Annotated in this window: 19 protein-coding genes; 2 read left to right on the top strand and 17 right to left on the bottom strand. The window is 57.2% G+C overall.

Annotation, left to right across the window (positions count from 1 at the left end):
* Positions 1-37: 37 nt before the first annotated feature.
* From araD to ACPXSQ_RS16685, 11 genes are all read right to left on the bottom strand, one after another.
* A complete protein-coding gene (araD, locus tag ACPXSQ_RS16735) occupies positions 38-736 on the bottom strand; it encodes an L-ribulose-5-phosphate 4-epimerase (protein ID WP_013024258.1) in 699 nt (232 codons plus the stop codon).
* The gene (locus tag ACPXSQ_RS16730; RefSeq protein ID WP_014595123.1) at positions 733-1,593 is read right to left on the bottom strand and encodes an L-ribulose-5-phosphate 3-epimerase; all 861 of its coding nucleotides are present in this window, start codon (positions 1,591-1,593) and stop codon (positions 733-735) included. Before ACPXSQ_RS16730 ends, araD begins: the two co-directional genes overlap by 4 nt.
* Positions 1,590-2,246 (bottom strand): 3-keto-L-gulonate-6-phosphate decarboxylase UlaD, encoded by a 657-nt coding sequence (gene ulaD / locus ACPXSQ_RS16725; RefSeq protein WP_015701213.1) that lies wholly within the window; start codon positions 2,244-2,246, stop codon positions 1,590-1,592. The genes ACPXSQ_RS16730 and ulaD overlap by 4 nt, the downstream gene beginning before the upstream one ends.
* On the bottom strand, positions 2,243-3,724 hold the full coding sequence (locus tag ACPXSQ_RS16720; RefSeq protein ID WP_013024261.1) for an FGGY-family carbohydrate kinase: 1,482 nt from the start codon (positions 3,722-3,724) through the stop codon (positions 2,243-2,245). Before ACPXSQ_RS16720 ends, ulaD begins: the two co-directional genes overlap by 4 nt.
* The gene (locus ACPXSQ_RS16715) at positions 3,721-5,016 is read right to left on the bottom strand and encodes an MFS transporter (protein WP_089517678.1); all 1,296 of its coding nucleotides are present in this window, start codon (positions 5,014-5,016) and stop codon (positions 3,721-3,723) included. The genes ACPXSQ_RS16720 and ACPXSQ_RS16715 overlap by 4 nt, the downstream gene beginning before the upstream one ends.
* A gap of 15 nt (positions 5,017-5,031) precedes the next feature.
* On the bottom strand, positions 5,032-5,499 hold the full coding sequence (locus tag ACPXSQ_RS16710; RefSeq protein ID WP_019105625.1) for a YhcH/YjgK/YiaL family protein: 468 nt from the start codon (positions 5,497-5,499) through the stop codon (positions 5,032-5,034).
* A gap of 10 nt (positions 5,500-5,509) precedes the next feature.
* Complete coding sequence (gene yiaK, locus ACPXSQ_RS16705; protein ID WP_014595128.1) at positions 5,510-6,508, bottom strand: 3-dehydro-L-gulonate 2-dehydrogenase; 999 nt, start codon at positions 6,506-6,508, stop codon at positions 5,510-5,512.
* A 252-nt stretch (positions 6,509-6,760) separates the two neighbouring features.
* Positions 6,761-7,591, bottom strand: a complete 831-nt coding sequence (locus ACPXSQ_RS16700; RefSeq protein WP_014595129.1) for an SMP-30/gluconolactonase/LRE family protein — start codon at positions 7,589-7,591, stop codon at positions 6,761-6,763.
* A gap of 14 nt (positions 7,592-7,605) precedes the next feature.
* Positions 7,606-8,706: a substrate-binding domain-containing protein gene (locus ACPXSQ_RS16695; RefSeq protein WP_426144163.1), complete on the bottom strand. Its 1,101-nt coding sequence runs from the start codon at positions 8,704-8,706 to the stop codon at positions 7,606-7,608.
* Complete coding sequence (locus tag ACPXSQ_RS16690) at positions 8,703-9,803, bottom strand: ABC transporter permease (RefSeq protein WP_013024268.1); 1,101 nt, start codon at positions 9,801-9,803, stop codon at positions 8,703-8,705. The genes ACPXSQ_RS16695 and ACPXSQ_RS16690 overlap by 4 nt, the downstream gene beginning before the upstream one ends.
* 22 nt (positions 9,804-9,825) lie before the next feature.
* A complete protein-coding gene (locus ACPXSQ_RS16685) occupies positions 9,826-11,352 on the bottom strand; it encodes a sugar ABC transporter ATP-binding protein (protein WP_013024269.1) in 1,527 nt (508 codons plus the stop codon).
* 318 nt (positions 11,353-11,670) lie between these two features.
* Here ACPXSQ_RS16685 and ACPXSQ_RS16680 point away from each other — a divergent pair, with 318 nt between their 5' ends.
* Positions 11,671-12,483: an IclR family transcriptional regulator gene (locus ACPXSQ_RS16680; RefSeq protein WP_014595130.1), complete on the top strand. Its 813-nt coding sequence runs from the start codon at positions 11,671-11,673 to the stop codon at positions 12,481-12,483.
* Between the two features lie 25 nt (positions 12,484-12,508).
* Here ACPXSQ_RS16680 and ACPXSQ_RS16675 read toward each other — a convergent pair whose 3' ends face one another.
* The 5 genes from ACPXSQ_RS16675 to ACPXSQ_RS16655 form a co-directional block, all read right to left on the bottom strand.
* Positions 12,509-13,030: a GNAT family N-acetyltransferase gene (locus ACPXSQ_RS16675; RefSeq protein WP_031283310.1), complete on the bottom strand. Its 522-nt coding sequence runs from the start codon at positions 13,028-13,030 to the stop codon at positions 12,509-12,511.
* Between the two features lie 177 nt (positions 13,031-13,207).
* Positions 13,208-13,747, bottom strand: a complete 540-nt coding sequence (locus ACPXSQ_RS16670) for an ATPase AAA (RefSeq protein WP_013024272.1) — start codon at positions 13,745-13,747, stop codon at positions 13,208-13,210.
* Positions 13,748-13,817: 70 nt separating this feature from the next.
* A complete protein-coding gene (locus ACPXSQ_RS16665; RefSeq protein WP_014606875.1) occupies positions 13,818-14,129 on the bottom strand; it encodes a cupin in 312 nt (103 codons plus the stop codon).
* Between the two features lie 212 nt (positions 14,130-14,341).
* A complete protein-coding gene (locus ACPXSQ_RS16660) occupies positions 14,342-15,682 on the bottom strand; it encodes a carbohydrate porin (RefSeq protein ID WP_426144162.1) in 1,341 nt (446 codons plus the stop codon).
* Positions 15,683-15,890: 208 nt separating this feature from the next.
* The gene (locus ACPXSQ_RS16655) at positions 15,891-16,853 is read right to left on the bottom strand and encodes an aldo/keto reductase (RefSeq protein ID WP_064373006.1); all 963 of its coding nucleotides are present in this window, start codon (positions 16,851-16,853) and stop codon (positions 15,891-15,893) included.
* A 389-nt stretch (positions 16,854-17,242) separates the two neighbouring features.
* On the opposite strand from ACPXSQ_RS16655, the gene ACPXSQ_RS16650 reads away from it, so the two are divergent.
* Positions 17,243-18,376: an endo-1,4-beta-xylanase gene (locus tag ACPXSQ_RS16650; RefSeq protein ID WP_250331227.1), complete on the top strand. Its 1,134-nt coding sequence runs from the start codon at positions 17,243-17,245 to the stop codon at positions 18,374-18,376.
* Here the strand turns inward: ACPXSQ_RS16650 and ACPXSQ_RS16645 are convergent.
* Positions 18,359-19,363 carry a GlxA family transcriptional regulator gene (locus ACPXSQ_RS16645; RefSeq protein WP_013024277.1) on the bottom strand — a complete coding sequence of 335 codons (1,005 nt, stop codon included), beginning with the start codon at positions 19,361-19,363 and terminating at the stop codon, positions 18,359-18,361. The genes ACPXSQ_RS16650 and ACPXSQ_RS16645 overlap by 18 nt on opposite strands.
* Between the last annotated feature and the right edge of the window lie 19 nt (positions 19,364-19,382).

Below are 19,382 nucleotides of genomic sequence, written 5' to 3'. Positions count from 1 at the left end.
GTTAACCGCTCCTGCTGAGTAAGATAACCACTGTGGATTACTGCCCGTAATAGGCATTTGCTCCATGCTTTCTGAGAAAGTGCTTGTCCAGTAAGGGCTGTTGCATGTGGGTAATACCGGGCGTCAGCTGGCGGGAGAAAATGCCCATATAGGCGATCTCTTCCAGCACCACCGCATTGTGGACCGCATTATCGGCGTCTTTTCCCCAGGCAAAGGGCCCGTGCGCGTTAACCAGCACGGCAGGAATAGCGGTCGGGCTGATGCCGCGCGTGCGAAAGGTTTCAATAATCACTTCGCCGGTATTGTGTTCATAGTCGTGGGCTATTTCGGCCTCCGTCATCAGCCGGGTGCAGGGTATGGCCCCGTAAAAGTAGTCGGCATGGGTTGTGCCCCAGGCGGGCAGATCCTGACCGGCCTGCGCCCAGATGGTGGCGTGGCGCGAATGGGTATGCACAATGCCGCCAATATCCGCAAAGGCGCGGTAGAGCGCCAGGTGCGTCGCGGTATCCGACGAGGGTTTTTTACTGCCTTCCACCACCCGTCCGCTTTCCAGTTCCACGACCACGATGTCGTCCACCGTCATGCCGTCGTACGCCACGCCGGAGGGTTTGATGGCCATCAGCCCCTGCGCGCGATCGACAGCGCTGACGTTGCCCCAGGTAAAGGTCACCAGCTGATGGCGCGGCAGCGCCAGGTTGGCGGCCAGCACCTGCTCTTTCATGGCGGCTATGCTCATACTAAACCTCCTTCCTGCATTTTCTGTTCAATCCAGCGCCGGGCCTGCACGATCTCGGCAACCGGCTCCTCGGCTTTTTCCGTCCACATTTCAATCAGGAACGATCCGCGATAGTTCAGCGCCTTAAGCGTGCGGAATACGCCGACAAAGTCCACGCAGCCCTGACCAAAGGGGACGTCCCGAAACTGGCCCGGCGAGCTTGCGGTCACGGGTTGGGTATCCTTTAAATGAATCGCGGCGATGCGATCAATACCCAGGGTCAGTTCGGCGGTGACATCATTGCCCCAGGCGCTGAGATTGCCCACGTCCGGATAAACGGAAAACCATGGAGAAGCCTGCTGCTGCTCCCAGACTTTCCACTTGCTGATAGCGTTCATAAACTCGGTATCCATGATCTCAACCGCCAGCATCACCTGCGCCGCGGCGGCGCGTTGCACCGCACGTGACAAGCCTTCGGCAAAGCGCGCTACGGTGCCATCATCGTGAGGTTCGTAATAGACGTCGTAACCGGCAAGCTGAATCGTGCGGATCCCCACGTCCTTTGCCAGTTGGATGGCGCGATCGATCAGATCGTCTGCCCGCTGGCGGATCGCCGGATCGTGACTGCCAAACGGAAAGCGGCGATGCGCCGACAGGCACATGGAGGGAATGGTCACGCCGGTTTCAATCATGGCGTTGACCAGCGACAGGCGCTGCTCTTTGCTCCAGGTCAGGCGCTCCAGCCGCACGTCGGTTTCGTCTACCGACATTTCCACAAAATCAAAGCCACAGGCTTTTGCCAGCGCCAGTCGTTCAGGCCAGGTGAGGTTAGCGGGCAGTGCTTTCTCGTAAATACCTAACGGATGCTGGCGTTTCATACTGTTCCCCAAATGCTGGCAATGGCCTGATGGAATTCCGCTGCGCGTTGAATGCCGCTGGTGGGATCGCTGAGGGCGCGCCCGGCGATAAACGCTTTCACGTCAACGTCTTTAAATTGCGCAAGATCCTGAGGCGTAATGCCGCCCGTGATGGAGAGCGCAAAACCCAAATCCGACAGGGCTTTCATGGTATCCAGGTCATGCTGATTCCATTGCTGCCCGCTGGCCTGGGCATCCCGCCCCCGATGGTAAATGGCCTGTTTCAGCCCCAGTTGCCGCCAGCGGCGGGCATCGTCCAGCGTCCAGTGACCAAACAGTTCGATTTGAATATCGCCCTGGTGCTGCTGCGCCACGTCCAGCGCGCTGGCAAACGTCGCCAACGGTGCGGCACAGATGACCGTCATCCAGCTTGCGCCCGCCGTGAAGGCCATGTCTGCCAGCGTGCCGCCGGCATCCGCCACTTTATAGTCGGCCACCAGGGTCTTTTGCGGATGCTGCTGGCGCAGACGGCGCACGGCTTCGACTCCGCAGCTCAGGCACAGCAACGTACCGGCTTCGATGATATCGACATGCTGATGCAGCTGCTGTGCGGTCTCCAGCGCCGCATCCAGCGCGGTATGATCCAGCGCCAGCTGGAGTAAAGGCAGGCTCATAAGGGGGCTCCTTGTGCGTCACTCAGGACGCGGATCAGATGCTGATAACGCTGATACTTCTGCTGATAACGGGCATGCCGTGTGCTGTCCGGTAGCCAGGTGACGATATCCGGCGCCAGGGCCTGCTGGGCCTGCTGCAGCGAGGTGTAAGCACCGGTGCCGGTCAACGCCACCAGCGCCGCGCCCAGACAGCCGCTTTCGCTGATCTGCGGCACTTCAACGCGCAGGCCGCTGGCATCGGCAAACATCTGCATCCAGGGCGCGGAGCGCGTAGGGCCGCCGCTCAGACGCAGGGCAGTGACCTGAGGAAAGCGTTGCAGAATGCGGTTGAGATGCGTCAGGTGGGAGAACACCACGCCTTCGTAGATGGCCTGCACCAGGTGGGCACGCGTGTGGCCCGCCTGCAGACCAAAGAAACTGCCGTGCAGGTCGGCCCCGGCGTTGGTGCCGTACAGAAAAGGCAGAAACAGCAGCGCGCTGCTGGCAGGTTCCAGCTCCTCGACCCACTGATTTAATTGTTGGTAGTCGCGGATGCCCCACTGTTCACAGAACCACTCCAGGTTTGCCGCCGATGTCGGGCTGGCTTCGTGGATAAGATACTGGCCTTCAATGGCATAGCGACCGTAAACGTAGGGATAGTCTGCTTCATCGCTAATGCAGTCGGTAATGCCGCTGGTCACCGACCAGGTGCCCATCACCGCGTTCAGGCGCGTTGCGTCATTCAGTCCCGCACACAGCGCGGTGGACATCACGTCAAACAGGCCCCCGACCACAGGCGTGCCGGGCAGCAAACCGCATGCGGCGGCAGCCTGCGCGGTTACATAGCCGGCAATCTGCGTTGATGCCACAATCGGGGGCAACGCCGGCACGATCTCGCTGATATCCAGCATCTCAGCCAGCGCGGGCGACCAGTCTGCCGCCTGCATGTCGTACAGATTGGATTCAGAGATGTTAGTTTCTTCACAGGCCAGCTCGCCGGTCAGACAGAAACGCAGGTAGTCGTGGGCCATCAGTACGCTCCCGATTGCGGCGTAGCGCTGCGGCTGATGCTGCTTTAGCCAGCGCAGGAGCGACACCGGATGGCCGGTCCAGAGCGTCTGTCGGGTGAGAGGATAGAGTTTTTGCGGCATGCCTTCCCGCTGCCACTGTTGCACCAGGCTCAGGGCGCGACGATCGGAGGATAAGATGCCATTTCCCAGCGGATTGCGATCTTTATCCAGCAGAAACAGCCCTTTACCCTGAGCAGAGATGCCTAATCCAGCGACGTCGGCGGCATCCTGACCGCTGCGGGTCAATACTTCGCGAATGACCGCTGCCGCCTGCTGCCAGAGCAGCGTCATATCGCGTTCGGCATAACCCGGCTCTGGTACCTGTACCGGCAGGTTTTGCCGCGCAACGGCCAGCTCGCGGCCCTGCCTGTCGTAGAGTCCGGCTTTAATAAAGGTGCCGCCGCAGTCCAGTCCCAGCCAGCGTTTCATAACGCCTCCCGTTTCGCAGAATCACAGCGGGCAGGCAGGGTCATTGCCAGCAGCGCAGCCAGCGCCAGCGAAATGGCAAGGCTGTAAACCCCGGCATCTTTGCTGTAGAACGCCATCAGCACGCCGACCATGTAAGGCCCACAGAAGCCGCCAAGGTTGCCCAGTGCGTTGATCAGGCCGCGTGCCCCGCCCGCGACCTCGGCATTGAACAGGCGCGGCGGAATACTCCAGAACACGCCCGCTGCAGACTGAATAAACACGCCACAGCCCACCAGCGCCGCGTAGGACCACCAGATATGCGCTTTTAGCAACACCGACAGCGCCATGCATAGCGCAAAACCTGCCAGTGGCAGCGCCACAAACAGCTTGCGCCGCCCGGTTGCATCCGAAAGAACAGAAAACAGAAACATGCCGAAGATCGCCCCGACGTAGGGCAGTATGGCCAGCATACCAACCTGCTCGACATTGCCGTGGGTCAGCTCTTTAAGAATGGTGGGCAACCACAGGGTGTAGCCGTAAATGCCGGTCTGATAAAAGAAATTGACCAGAATCAGCCGCCACATCACGGGCTCGTGCATGACCTTAAGCAGAGAAGCGTTGCGCACATTCTGCCCTTTGATCATCAGTTGCTCGTTGTGCAGGGTCGTAATCAGATACTGCTTTTCAGCCGGAGAAATCCACTTCGCCTCCTGCGGCCGGTTGCTGATGGTGAAATGCCACAGGGCCATGACGACCAGCGATAACGCGCCTTCCACGTAAAACAGCATGCGCCAGTCCCAGCCGGTAATGATCCAGCCGGAGAGCGGCGCGGTAATGATCCCGGCGATCGGGACAAACATGATCACAATCGCATTGGCGCGGCCGCGCTCGGCATCCGGGAACCAGTTGCCGATCATCGTCAGCACCACCGGCAGCATGCCGCCTTCGGCGATCCCTAACGCAAAGCGCAGTGCCAGCAGCTGGTACTGACTGGTTGCCATGCCGGTCAGTATCGAAATGACTGCCCAGGCCAGCAGCGACCAGCCAATAAAGCGTTTGCCGTTACCGTAGACGGCCAGCTTGCCGCCTGGCACCTGCAAAAACAGGTAACCAATGAAGAAAATACCGCCCGCCAGACCGGCCATTGAGGCGCTGATGCCCAGTTCGGCGTCCATTCCGCCCGGCATGGCAAAGGCAATATTAACCCGATCCATATAGGAAATGATGCAGGTGATCAGGACAGGCGGAATGATCCGTAACCAGCGCAGGGCAGGGATCTTTTCACGGTTAACGGCAGTTGATGTCAGACTCATGGCCTTTCTCCTTGCTTACGCCAGATCGCAGGTGGGGATCTTGACCACCACTTTGCGAATCGGTCCTGGCGTGCCCACCGCGCAATTTGGGCGATGGATATCCTGCGGAAAAAACACGGCAAAGGTGCCCGGCAGCATGCGCACCTGGGTCTCATGCGGCACGTGCTGGTAAAAAATAATGTCGCGCTCCGGGTCGTAAGGCTGATGCACCGCGAAATCCACAGGCTGCGTTGCGACGCCGATGACTTCTTCGCCCGTAACCAGGTACTGCACATCAATGTGCAGGCGGTGTGCTTCCGGGTAGTTCTCCTCGGCCGGAACGGTGTGCAGATCCAGTACCTGCATAACCCAGCCGGTTTCACTGTCCTGATAACGTCCCGCCGCCAGGGTGAGCAGGTCGTAGCGGGTCAGGCAGGCGATCGCTTTGGCGATCGCCGGAGGATAGTGACGCGGGTCGGTATTCGCGATGTGTCCGGTGATCATGATTCCCTCCTCACAGCGCCTGGATACGCGCCCAGACGCGCTCATCTACCGGAATGCCAAGTCGCTGATTTTCAGCTCGCAGCGGAGGAAACTTATCGCCGGGCAGGCGAATGGCCTGCGCGCTGTCGGCCCGTTCAGCGTTGATAATTGATGCCCGGATGCGGTCGAGCTTGTGCTGGCGGGTTTCACCGTCGATAAGGCGGTCAACATCAATCGCGATAAAGACCTGCGAGATGCCGAATTCATCGCCGTTGTCGTGTGTCACTTCGGTGACGGAGGCACCGTTGGAGAGCAGGGTGGCCAGCATGTCCAGTACCACCGATAGCGCGGAGCCTTTCCAGTAACCCATGGGTAAGATGCGACGGTTCTGCTCAAGAGTGGCCGGATCGCGCGTGTAATTGCCTTCATCATCAAATCCGCCATCGACCGGCAGGCTCTTACCGGCCAGACGGTTCACTTCCAGCATGCCGTAGGAGAACATCGACATCGACATATCCACCATGGTGATTGGCTCGCCTGGCACGGCGATGATCAGCGGGTTGGTGCCGATAGCGCCGCTTTTCGCGCCCCAGGGCGGCATCACGGCAATGGAGTTCGTCCAGCAAATGCCCACAAAGCCCTTTTCGGCTGCCTGCCAGCCATAACTGCCGCCGCGCATCCAGTGATTGGCATTACGCAGTGCTACCAGCCCAATACCGTGATCCGATGCCAGGGCCATAGCACGATCCATCATCCCGTGCGCGGTGATGTTGCCGATGGCGCGCTGCGCATCCCACTGCTCGATCGCGCCCAGCGACAGGACTTTTTGTGGTTCCGCCTCGGGCACGATATGGCCAGCATCCAGCTGCTGAATAAACCGCGGGAAGCGGTTTACGCCGTGGGAATACACGCCGTTGAGACTGGTTTCGGTAAACATGCGCGCGCAGGCTTCGGCTTTATCCTGAGGCACGTTACGACCTGTAAGTACGCGGAGAAACTCCTCATACAACTGCTGATAGCTGATTCTCATACGACTGATACTCCCAGCGTTACCGCTTTATTTCATAATGTGGAATGTCATTTCAACTAAATGCTATGGGGAAAAGCCGGGCCAGTCAAAGAAATGACCGAAAAATTAATCAATAAAAATCAGTATCTTATATTTATTGTCGGCTTTTGTGATCTCTGGCTTATTCGCCAGATTTTGCCCACAGACGGGCCGGTCAGCCCAACAGAGGCTGACCTGATTGACGCGTGCGGCATCCCTGCCTGAGCAGACGGCTTAGGGCAGCCTTACCCGGTAGAGCGACGTGTTTGCGGTGATATAGAGTTCATTATTATCCGGCCCACCCAATGTGCAGTTGGATACCGTTTCAGGGATCGGAATTTTGCCTTTGCGCTCTCCGTCAGGGTTAAAAATAATCACGCCGTCTGCGCAGCTACAGTAAATGTCGCCGTGAGAATCGACACAGAATCCGTCCGGGAAGCCCGGCGTGACATCGGCAAAAAACTGGCCGGGCGACAGCTCGCGTCCTTTAACCTGATAGACCCGGAGCTGGTGGCGCCCCAGAGTTGGAAAGTCCACCACCGACATATCGGCAACATACAGCAGGCTCTCGTCGGGCGAAAACGCCAGCCCGTTAGGCCGTTGCAGATCGCTGGCCGCAATACTGAGCTGCCCGGAGGCGGGATCGAAGCAGTAGAGATAGCAGCCAATCACCTGACTCGGGGCCAGATAGCCTTCGTGATCGTTAACGATCCCGTAAGGCGGATCGGTAAACCAGATGGTGCCATCGGCGCGGATCGCCAGATCGTTGGGCGAGTTAAAGCGCTTGCCCTCTACTTTGTCGATCAACACGTTGACCGTGCCATCCAGTTCGGTCCGGCTGATAGCCCGGCGGCCGTGTTCGCAGCTAACTACGCGTCCCTGCCCATCCCGGGCATTACCGTTGGCATAGTTAGCGTGATGACGCCAGATGCTGAGCTCACCGTTGCGCTGCCAGCAGTACATGCGGTTGCCTTTGACATCGCTGAATACCACCGCATCGTGCTGCGGCAGCCATACCGGGCCTTCGGCCCAGATGGCAGGGGAACACAGTTTTTCTACCTGCATGCTGCTGGCCTCCGTTACTTCACGCCCCAAATGGTTTTATAGTGCTGCTGATAACCGTTTTCGGGGTCGTAGTTATTTTGCGGTCCGCCATCCCGGCTAATATTTTCCTGAGTAATTAAGTGCGCAGGCGTGACATAGCCGGAAGGCGGCTGGCCAGCGAAGGCGCGGTTGAACTCATCCAGCAACTGCCAGCCGTGCAGTTTTAACGGTTCTGCCACGGTTGCCGACTGGCTTTCACCATTGCGAATACGCTGGAAGGCCGAGACAGACCCGTCGCCCGCAGAGATATTGTATGGCGCGTTTTTGCCCCCCTTGCCTGCGGTTTTCAGCGCCGGTGCCATGAAGTCAAAATAGAGATCGTTAATCGCCAGCGAGTACTGCCAGCGGTCGCCGTACTTCTGTAACAAGCTGAAGGTGAGTGACGGCATACGGTTAGAGGTATCGGCCAGTGGCGTATCAATAAAGTCGATGACCTTACACTCGCTGCATTTTTCAATTTCCTGTTTCATCGCATTGGCTTTATCCAGCGCGATTTTGTACAGCGAGTCGGTAAAGATGATGACCTGAGCTTTACCGCCTGATTTCACCACCGCGTACTGTGCCGCCAGGCGGGCAACCTCATTTGAGTCAGAAGTAATGTTATCCGTAACGCCGTACTGCTTAATCGGGCCTGGCTGTGGCTCCGCATGCCAGGCCATCAGCACTATCTTTTGCTGGACCGCTTTTTTGAGCGGCATTTTGGCGACGTTGGGGTTCCAGCCGCCAATAATGATGCCGTCAGGGCGCTGGGCAATAGCCTGATTCAGCGCGGCAAGCTGATCTTTCACCGAGCCCGCTCCGTCCAGCGTATCCAGCTTCCAGCCCGCCACTTTCGCCGCCTCGCTCAGCCCCTGCTGAACCCCCTGTACGCCGCCATTTTTCATATCTGAGGCGATAAAAATCAGTTTCTTGTTCGCCTGGAGTTTCGGCCCCGTGGTAGGGCCATCCCAGGTGGTGGCGCTGGACGTGGCTTTGGCGACGGCCGCGGTGGCCTGTTCCAGGTAGCTGTCTGCATGAGCGGGCAGAGAGGCGACCAGCATGGCAACGAGAGAAAGACCAAATACCGGATTTTTCATAATGAGTTCCCTGGTGTGATGGTTTTTTGCTGTGGGTCAGGTGTTGTTGCTGGCGTGCTCTGACTGCGCACGACAGCTTTTTGGTTCAACATACGGCGACGCTGGGCGTAGCCGGCAAGCGTAATCGACAGCAACAGCGTGGCACCGTTAAATAAGGGTTCAACCCAGAAGGCGCCACCAAACTGCTGAATACCGGCGATACCAATAGCCAGAATGGCGATGCCCACTACGGTGCCCCAAACGTTAACCCGTCCCGGACGAATGGTGGTGCTGCCCAGAAAGGCGCCCACTAAGGCAGGCAGCAGGTAATCCATCCCGACGCTGGCCTGGCCGACGCCCTGTTCTGCGGCAATCAGCACGCCGCTGAAGCCGGTAATGACGCTGGAGGCGATAAAGGATCCAATGACGTACTTATTAACGGCGATGCCGTTGAGGCGTGCCGCGACGGGATTACCGCCCACGGCATACATGCATCTTCCCAGCGGCGTATGCTCGGTGACCAGCCATAACGCCAGCGCCAGGCCCAGCACATAGAATGCGCCAATCGGAATGCCAAGGATTTCCGTGCTGTGCAGCGCGCTGAACGCATCCGGTAAATCGCCCACAATTTGTCGGCCGCCGGAGTGCCACAGCGCAATGGCATACAGCACCGTCCCGGAGCCCAGCGTGGCGACGAAGCTGTCAATGTCTGCCAGCGCGACCAGGATGCCGTTAAGCAGGCCATACAGGGCCGACAACACCAGCACCGTCAGCACCGCCATCTGCCAGGAAAAGCCATATTCCACCTGCAGCGTAATGGCCAGGATGTGCCACAGCACGATGCCAAAACCGACATTGAGGTCGATTTTGCCAACGATCATTGGCAAGGTGGCCGCCAGCGCCAGCAGCGCAATTTTTGCCTTACTGGACAGAATCGCCTGTACGGTCAACATCGAAGCGAAGGTGGGGGACAGAACTGAAAACAGTAACGCTAACAGCACACATAACAGCAGTAGCCCGTAGCGGGTGAGGATCTGCATCGACCACGGCGCAAAGCCATGCTGAGCAAGGCTGACCCGTTGTTCGAGCGCGGTGGACTTCACCGAGGTTTTAGACATTTCGTTTCTCCTGACTGCCTGTTCAGACGGTAGCTAATGGAGCAGCAGAACTGGCCGAGGCCAGCTCCAGTAAACCTGCAAACGTAACCTGTTCATTTCTCAGCTCACCCACCACCTGGCCCCGGTTAAACACCAGCGCGCGGTTGCAGATATGAGCAATTTCTTCAAGGTCATTGGAAATCACCAGCACCGCCACGCCTTCGGCGAGGGCTTTATTGAGCAGGTGATAAATCTCTTCGCGTGCGCCGACATCCACGCCAGCGGTAGGATCTTCAAGAATCAGTAGCGGCGCGTTGAGGTGCATCCAGCGGGCCATGACCACTTTCTGCTGGTTGCCGCCGGACAGGGCGCTGATATCCAGGTTGACGTCTTTGGGACGCACGTCGAACAGCTGGACTTTCCACCAGCTGGCGCCTACCTCGGCGCGGCGACCATAGTGCGATATCAGCCGATGACCGCTGGCGCAGGGATTAATAAACAGGTTTTCACGCACGCTCATCGACATCACCAGACTTTCGCCCGTGCGGTCGCCTGCAACCAGTGAGATGCCCGCTGCCATCGCCTCACGGGGAGAGCGTGGGTGGCAGGGGTTGTCGCGAAAAATAACCTGTCCGCTGGTGGCCTGCTTCAGGCCAAACAGCATTCGGCCTATTTCTTCCTGACCGGCTCCGCGCAGTCCTGCCAGCGCCAGCATCTCGCCTGGCTGCAGGCTAAAAGAAACCGGCCCGACTTCGTCAATGCACAGCTGATTCAGCGACAGCACCGGCGGCCGCGCCTCGGGCAGCGCAAGTCGCTGGTTACTCTCCAGCGCCTCGCCCACAATCATTTCCACCAGATCGTGAAGCTTGTAATCTGCCGTAACGCCTTCCGCAACGCGTTTACCGTCACGCATCACGCAAATACGGTCGGCAATTTCGATCACCTCATCCAGGCGATGTGTCACGTAAATCATGCCGACGTTGCGGCTTTTCAGGCGTTCAATCACGCCAAACAGGTGGCGCACGTCGTTGGCGGGCAGCGAGGCGGTGGGCTCATCCAGCACCAGCACTTCGGCGTTGACCGCGACGGCACGGGCGATGGCCAGCAGCGATTTCTCTGTCCGCGACAGTTCAAACACGCGGGCATCGGGGTCCAGCTGAATACCGACTTCCTCCAGCGCCGAACGCGCCCGCTCACGCACCGCCCGCCAGTTGACCAGGCCAAAGCGGCGGTTGAATCCCATCACCAGTGCCATATTTTCCGCCACGGTCATCCACTCAATCAGCCCCAGGTCCTGGTGAATAAACGCGATGGGCTGGCTGGTTGCCGTTTTCAACGCGGCGGCGGATGCCGTGACGTTTCCCTGAAAGGTAATCTGGCCCTCATCGCTGGTATACACGCCAGCCAGCACTTTGATCAGGGTGGATTTACCTGCGCCGTTTTCCCCCAGTAGCGCCACCACCTCGCCGGGGAAGACGTCCAGACTCACATCATTAACCGCGGGGTTACCGCCAAAGCGTTTGGTGATATGGCTGAGTGTAAGAACCGGTTTATCCGGATGAGGTTGCATTTCTGCCTCCCGTGACGCCTGGTGAGTATCGGCAGCAAGAGCGGCGACCGCTCGTTGCTAATTTCAATATGTGAAATACTATTCCAAAAAATAGTATTCCTGACGCCGGGGAAAAGCAAAGAAGGAGGGTGGATATTTATCTATAAGAAACAGTAAGTTAAAATATTGTTTTGAATTTGTGATGAACAGCGCACTTCTGTCACGACGAGAAGCGTGCGCCCGACCACACTAAAAAGCTAAAGATTCCCTGTCGGTAAGCCTTGAGTTAACATCATGCGTTAGCGCGTTCAGGAAGTGAGAAATGGAGAGGGTCGGTGGATGGCGGTGAAAGTGGATAAAGCAAAGGAAACGAAGAGCGATAAACCCTTAGGGACACAAAGCCTGTTTCGTGGCCTGCAGTTAATAGAATTGTTAAGTAATTATCCTAACGGTTGCCCGCTAGCCCATCTTGCTGAACTGTCTGGAATGAACAAAAGCACCGTACATCGCCTGTTGCAGGGGCTGCACAGCAGCGGTTACGTGACCCAGGCACCTTCGCCCGGGAGTTACCGCTTAACCACCAAGTTTATTTCAGTCGGTCAGAAGGCGCTGTCGTCGCTCAATATTATTCACGTTGCAGGGCCACATCTGGAAAAACTCAACCTGGACGTGGGTGAAACCGTGAACTTCTCCAGCCGCGAAGACGATCACGTTGTCTTGATCAACAAGTTAGAACCGACTACGGGCATGATGCGCACCCGCGCCTACATCGGTCAGCATATGCCGCTCTACTGTTCAGCCATGGGCAAAATTTTTCTGGCCTGGGGCAGCGAAGAGTACCTGCTGCAATACTGGCAAAACCATCAGGACAGCATTGAGCAACTGACGAAAAATACCATTACCACGCTGCCCGAGATGCAGCAGGAACTCAACGATATTCTTCAGCAGCGCACCGCGATGGATCGCGAAGAAAATGAACTGGGCGTCACCTGCATTGCGGCACCGGTGTTCGATATTCAGCAGCGTGTCCCTTATGCGGTTTCGGTATCCCTGCCGACGGCCAAGCTGCAGCAGATTGGCGCGAAGCATCTGATGGCGAAGGTGGTTGCCACGGCGCAGGCCATTTCAGAAGAGCTGGGCTTCACCGCCTGAAAACGCCCGGCCTGCCGAGCCAGGCTTAGTTTTCAGGGAGCGTGCTGTCTCCGTCACCGAGAGTGCGCTGCATCAGCACCGTATCCAGCCAGCGGCCATGCTTGAACCCCACCGACGTTAATGTGCCGGTCACGGTAAAACCGGCGGCACGGTGCAGGGCGATAGAGGCCACATTGGCACTGTCACCTACGTTTCCCACCATCTGGCGAAAGCCGCGGGACTCAGCCCAGTGAATAGCATGGGCCAGCAGGCGTTTGCCAATGCCCTTTCCCTGGAACGCGGGCGCAATATACAGGGAATCCTCCAGGGTGAAACGATAGGCATAACGGGGCCGGTAAAAGCCCAGATAACAGTAGCCACAAACCTGTCCTTCACTGAGGGCGACGAACCAGGGCAGCCCGGCGGCGCGAAGTTTCTCCAGCCGGCTGGCTATCTCTGCCTCGTCGGGCGGGACGATTTCAAAACTGCCCGTGCCCTGTAATACGTGATGGGCGTAAATCTGTTGTATTGCCGGAACGTGGCTGTCTTCTGCCAGTATTATTTCCATTTCACTGTCTCCCTGCCTGTTAGCGTCGCGAAAGGGCATTGTCATCAGAATAAAAACGACCGGACATCGCGCTTCACCGGCAGAGGCCAGGTTGGCTGAACCGGACGCGGTAAGGCGCAACGCCTCCCACCATACAACCGGGCCAGACACGACCGATCCCGAACAAGAATACGCGGATTACACAGCCAAATTCCAGCGCCTGTAAGCCTCATCAATCGCCTTTGTGCCCTGCAAAAAGCATTTGGGCAGATCGATGTGCGGGTAGCGCGTTTTATAGCGCCTGCGGTTTCCCGGCGTTATCAACGCGATGTGCTTTATCATCGCCCAGTTCACCTTATCCACACTGCCCTCAAGTGCGCCCGGCCGGTTGGCACTGGCGTAACAACGTCTGACGTAACGCAGCAAGCTGGCGGGCATTGGGACATCAAGCAGAATATAGCCGGTTGCTCGCGCCAGTCGTTCGTTAAGACAGGCTGTGTAGTTGCCGTCCATTACCCAACAATCCCGGTGAATAGCCTGATGATGTAAATGCAAAAACTCAGCCTTCTCTCTTGGCTGCCAGTGGGTATTGGGCAGGTGATAAAGTTGGTCAAGATGAATGGCAGGCAGGGCGGTGTGATGTGAGATCGCGGTCGCAAGCGTTGATTTTCCGCTGTTAGACGGCCCCATAATGCAGATGCGTGGCCCCAGATCCTCAAGACTGATTAACGCATTCATGGCGACGGTCCTAGTAGAAGGTGTGGTGGATTGCCCTCAGCCCGACGGGCAGAAGGGCAATCTAGCAGAATTAGACTGAACCTTCTTTTTCGATCACCAGCACTCGCGCTTCACCCTGGGGATGGGCGACATGCTCGGTACCGATACTGGCATAGAAAATATCGCCCGTTTCGAGACGAATTGTCTTCGTTTCTCCCGCTTCCTTGTAATGCATGTCAACGCAACCATCCATAACGGCAAACACTTCCTGGCCATCATTGATATGCCATTTGTAAGGCCTGTCTGTCCAGTGAAGGCGCACGGTTGTGCCTTCAAAATTAGCAATGTCGAGGGCGCCCCAGGCCTTTTCGGCTGAGAAAGCTTTGCTGACGTAGGTTTTCATTTTTTTCCTGACAGTCTGAACGCGTGTGATACGGTTATATCGCATCACATGAGGCATGATTTGCAAAATATTGCGCATATTGCTGGCAGAGGAAGGGGAGATCACTCGCACGGGGCCAGGTGAGCCAGCGCGGCACGCCGGGGCGCTGCCACGTGCACGATAAAACCAGCCAGCCGGATGCGGTCACCTGCCCGGCTGGCATGAAGGCGGAATCAGAAGTTCACGTTAGCGCTGATTCCACCCACAAAGGCATCTTTCACCTCACTGAGGGCGCCCGGCGCAACAACGTATTGCAGGTTAGGACGCAACTGCAGCCACCTGGTCAACTGGGCGTTGTAGTAAATCTCATAATTGTATTCCGACCCCTCCTGGATGGGCAGGTAGGTTGGACTCGTAAAGTCAGTCTGGCCGCTGGCATCGTTCTGCTCACGCAGCGAGCGGGTATAGGCGCTGTTAACGTGAATACGCGCGGCCCCCACACCAATCTCATCCTGCGGACGGGCATCAAACGGCCCTTTCCAGGTGAAGCTGATGGACTGGTAGTTATCTGTTTTAGAGGTTTTATGATCGTTCATGACCGCCTGAAGGCTGACGCCCAGGCCACGGCTGGCATCACCGCCTTGTGCCGTAAGCTGCTGCTGTAACAGCACATAGCCGCCGTAGGCATGGTCTTTGCTCTGATAGGCGCCATCACGCCAGCTGCCGTAGTTATCGCCATTTGCCGACGAGTAGTAGTAGCCGATGCGATAATTACCCGGCAGCTTCTCCGGTCCGAAAGTCGGTTTCCAGCCCAGTTCGACCGGCACCAGATTGCCTTCAGAATTGCTGGTATCAAGACGGAAGCCGTCGCCCCGGTCGTAGTTCGCGCGGTTCTGATTATAGAAACCAACCTGGAAAAAGACCCCAGGGGTAAAGTTAACCTTCACCCGTCCGCCCCACTGGGATACCGGCCAGTTGAACCAGCGATCGCCGCGCCAGTTACCGGCCTGACCGCTGCCGAATGCCAGGTTCTGAAACTTGCTGTCGAAATTATCGAAGTCTTCTCCGACGGTGACGCGGCCGGCTTTAACATTCACTGTGTTATCGAACAGGCCTTTGCTTAACCAGAACTGCGTCAGTCGCCAGGTCTGGCCGCGGCCGTAGACTTCCTGTGTCGAAGAGAGCATCCCGGTGCGACGGTCGGCAACCTGATCGGAGATGTTGCGACCATTACGATCGGTGATGGTCACCTGGAACTGAGTATCCTGCCAGTCGAGGAGTTTTTGCAGATCAAAATTGGCCCCGAAAGCCCACTGATCGCTGTAACGCATCGAGGTATGGGTATCGGCGCCGCCGCCCAGATTAGCGGCGCTTTCCATGGTGTAATTAACGTCTAATTTAATGCCGTCTTGTTCCAGCTGTGTTCGCGAACCGTTCCAGTCACCAAACAGATAAGGTGAATCGTAGCTGAAGGCATCGGCGGCCAGCGCGGAGGCGCTTAGCATCGTAAACATCAGGGTGCCCGCGGCCAGGCGAGGCATAAACTGCACTGCTTTTTGCATATTCATAATCATTATTCTTGTGTGAATGACAGTAATTGACAGGGCAGAGAATAATGCTGACTAAATGTCAATTTTTGCAAATCCGTGCGTATATAACGTCAAGATAATAAGTAATTAACGCAAGTGTGACAGGTCTCTCTGAACGAATATGTTTTTAACAGAAAAGGCATTTATTGCGAGGCAGCGTAAAAAAAAGGGATGCCGGAGCATCCCTTTCGCCTCAGGCTTTGCTGGCGCGGGAGAGTTCTTCAATCTCCTGCTTACTTAAGGCCAATTCCGTTGCCTTTACCAGTTCATCAAGCTGTTGCAGGGAGGTGGCGCTGACGATCGGTGCCGTAATACCCGGACGGGCAATCAGCCAGGCCAGTGCAACCTGAGTAGCCGAAGCATCATGCGAGGCGGCGACGTCTTCGAGCGCCTCAACAATCCGCAAGCCGCGTTCATTCAGGTATTTATCCACAATGCCCTGGCCGCGCTGACTTTTCGCGGCATCCTGAGGTTTCTTGTATTTACCGCTCAGAAAGCCGCTGGCCAGCGCATAGTAATTGATCACGCCAAGGTGGTTGTCGCGTGCGACCTGCTCCAGTTCACTTTCATAACCTTCACGGTCGTAAAGGTTGTATTCCGGCTGCAGGGTTTCATAGCGCGCCAGCCCCTGCTGCTTGCTGATATCCAGCGCCGCCTGCAACCGCTGCGCGCTGTAATTGGATGCACCCAGCGCCCGCACTTTTCCTTCTTTCACCAGTGCGTCGAAAGTGCCCAGCGTATCGGCCAGCGGCGTGGATTCGTCGTCCCGATGTGCCTGATAGAGGTCGATAACATCCGTTTGCAGGCGGCGCAGGGAATCCTCCACGGCCTGGCGAATATAGGCGGGTTTCAGCCCTTTTTTCTCTGGCGACATCTCTATACCGACTTTTGTCGCCAGCACGATCTTGTCGCGTTTGCCGCTATTCTTCAGCCATTTGCCGATGATGGTTTCTGACTCGCCACCCTGATTGCCTGGTGCCCAGCGGGAATAGACGTCTGCGGTATCAATAAAGAACAGACCTTTTTCAACCAGCGCATCAAGTAGGGAAAACGAGGTTTTCTCGTCTACCGTCCAGCCAAACACATTGCCGCCAAAAGTCAGAAGCGGCACGTTGATACCACTGTTGCCGAGCTGGCGGGTTTTAAGCTGCGTCATAGCATTCTCCTTGGTTAAACGAATAAGGTATATCTTTCAGCTTAGCAAAGGAAAATCCTCGTTATTTAATTCGGCTTATCAACCCGTGCGCCAGGCGAATGCAATGTGCCGAGACGGATGAGAAGGGTGAGATGAATTTAGCCCGTATAGGGCAGACGAAAGGGAACGTCTTTTCATCTGTTTTGCCCGCCATCAGGCGCCGCCGATGCCAGCTGATAAGGCCATCTTTTCCCGGCACGGAACCTGACCTTGCATTTTTTACAGTCTGAAACCCATCTTAACCAGAATGCAAAGAATCGCGGCAGACGGCGAGGTCGTTTGGCGCTATAAAAAAGCAGGGGGCCGGGCCAACGTGGCCGGAATATTGCCCACTGGAATCCGGAGGCATCGTGGCGCTACGTCTTACCGATACCGTCTTTACCTCAACCTCGCCATGCCGACGCCGGTTTCTGAAAAGCAGCGCGGCGCTGATGCTGGCGGGCGCGCTGCCGTTGCCGGTTCTGGCATCCATCCCACCTTTTCCCGCCCTTAAAATTGTTGCGGCGCAAAGTCATCGGCTGTTTGGCTTTGCCGTCAGGCCCGACAGTCTGCAATCCGATGCGCACTATCGGCAGTTTGTGGCGAGTCAGGCGAGCATTATCGTGCCGGAAAATGCGCTGAAATGGATGGCCGTCCATCCCGCGCGCGATCGCTACGATTTCGCCGGGCCCGATGCGATCGCCGCCTTTGCCCGCGAGCAGGGGATAAGGCTTCGCGGGCATACGTTTTGCTGGCACCGCGCCCTGCCGGACTGGGTACAGGCTATTGCTGATGAGGCTGAGCTGGAGAAGGTTTTGAGGCAGCATATAGCGACCGTTGCGGGCCGCTACCGCGGGCAGATTCACAGTTGGGACGTGGCTAACGAAATCATCAATCTCGCCGACGGACAACCTGGTGGATGGCGCAACAGTTTCTGGTATCAGCGGCTTGGTACGCGTTATATGGATATTGCCTGCGAGGCGCTGCACCAGGCCGATCCCCATGCGGTCATCTGTTACAACGATTACGGGCTGGAAAGTGACGATGTGAGTGGGCAAAGGAAACGGGCGGCGGTACTGGCGATGCTGCGCGACTTGCAGTCCAGACATATTCCGATTGGCGCGCTCGGCATCCAGTCTCATCTCAAAGCCGGGCCTCATCCCGCCTTTGGGCCGGGGCTGGCGGCATTTATTCGCGACGTGAAATCGCTTGGCCTGAAGGTGTACATCACCGAACTGGACGTGGATGACAGCAGCGTGCCGATGGAGAGCCGGCCGATGGCGGTTGCCGCGCTGTATAAACGCTATCTTTCACTGGTTCTGGAGGCGGGCGTTGCCGCCATTTTAACGTGGGGCGTTTGGGATACGCCGCACCGCACGGCTGCGACACCGAAGGCGGGGGACGCGCTGGCGACCGGGCCGCTGCTGTTTGGTAAAGACGGCAGCATTAAAGAGGCCAGTTGGGCGGCGCTGCACGCGCTCCGCTCATCACCGGATCTCAGATGACGCGCGTGCAGCTATCCACTGGCGATAACGCAGCGGCGTCATCTCCATCATCTGGCTAAATGCTTTACGAAAACTCGTCTCATCCGAATAACCGCAGTCGGCCGCTACTTTGCGAATGCTCACGGCGGGGTTTTCCAACTGAATACAGGCACCTTCAATTCTTACCCGGGTGATGAAGGTCTTGGGGCTTTCCCCGGTCAGCGATTTCATTTTGCGGTGAAGCGTGCGTTCGCTGGTATGCAGGGCGGATGCCAACTGTTCTGCCGTAATGCCGGGGTTTTGATAACGAATAATCTCTTCAGCCCGCATGAGCAAGGGGTGCTGGGTATTGATAAAGCCGGGCGGTGCGTAGAGACGTTGCGACAAGGGTTGGGCATCAGCCACCGTCATATCGGCAATCTGTCTGGTAATGTCAGCCCCCAGCATCGTCTGGAGCAGGTGCAACGTGAGGGCGGTCCAGGAAAGCGGGCCGCCTGTGGTAATAATGTTGTCCTGCTGTTCCAGCGTTTTTCCCCAGACAGGACGGGCGTGAGGGTAACGCTCCCGCAGTGTAGGAAAAAGCCACCAGGTGGTGGTACAACGTCGGCGATCGAGCAATCCCGCCTCGCCCAGCACTAAACCCCCAGCGCAGGCGGCACCTACCGTTGCGCCCTGCTGATGCATTTTTTTTATCCACTGCGCCGCATGCGTGACCGCACCGGCATGAAGCGGAAACCTGTCGCTGCCGAGCGCCATTCCACCTACCAGTACGATGTCGGCCTGAGCGGCCTGGGCAAAATCCCCATCGACATGAAGCCATCGGCCTTGCGCATCCCGAACCGGTTGACCATCTGCGCTGACAATTTGCGTTTCTAACAGCGTGCTGGCAACGCGTTCAGCATAGTCGGGGCGGGAAGCAATAACCTGGCGAGCAATCCATAAGGTGTCACAAAACCCGTTAATCGCTGAAGACAGGCTGCCTTCCAGCGCCACAATCGCAATGCGCATATGCGTTTTCCTCTTAATG

This window comes from Pantoea sp. EEL5 (assembly GCF_049892805.1).
GTDB lineage: Bacteria > Pseudomonadota > Gammaproteobacteria > Enterobacterales > Enterobacteriaceae > Pantoea > Pantoea ananatis.
This window is presented reverse-complemented; position numbering and strand designations above follow the sequence as displayed.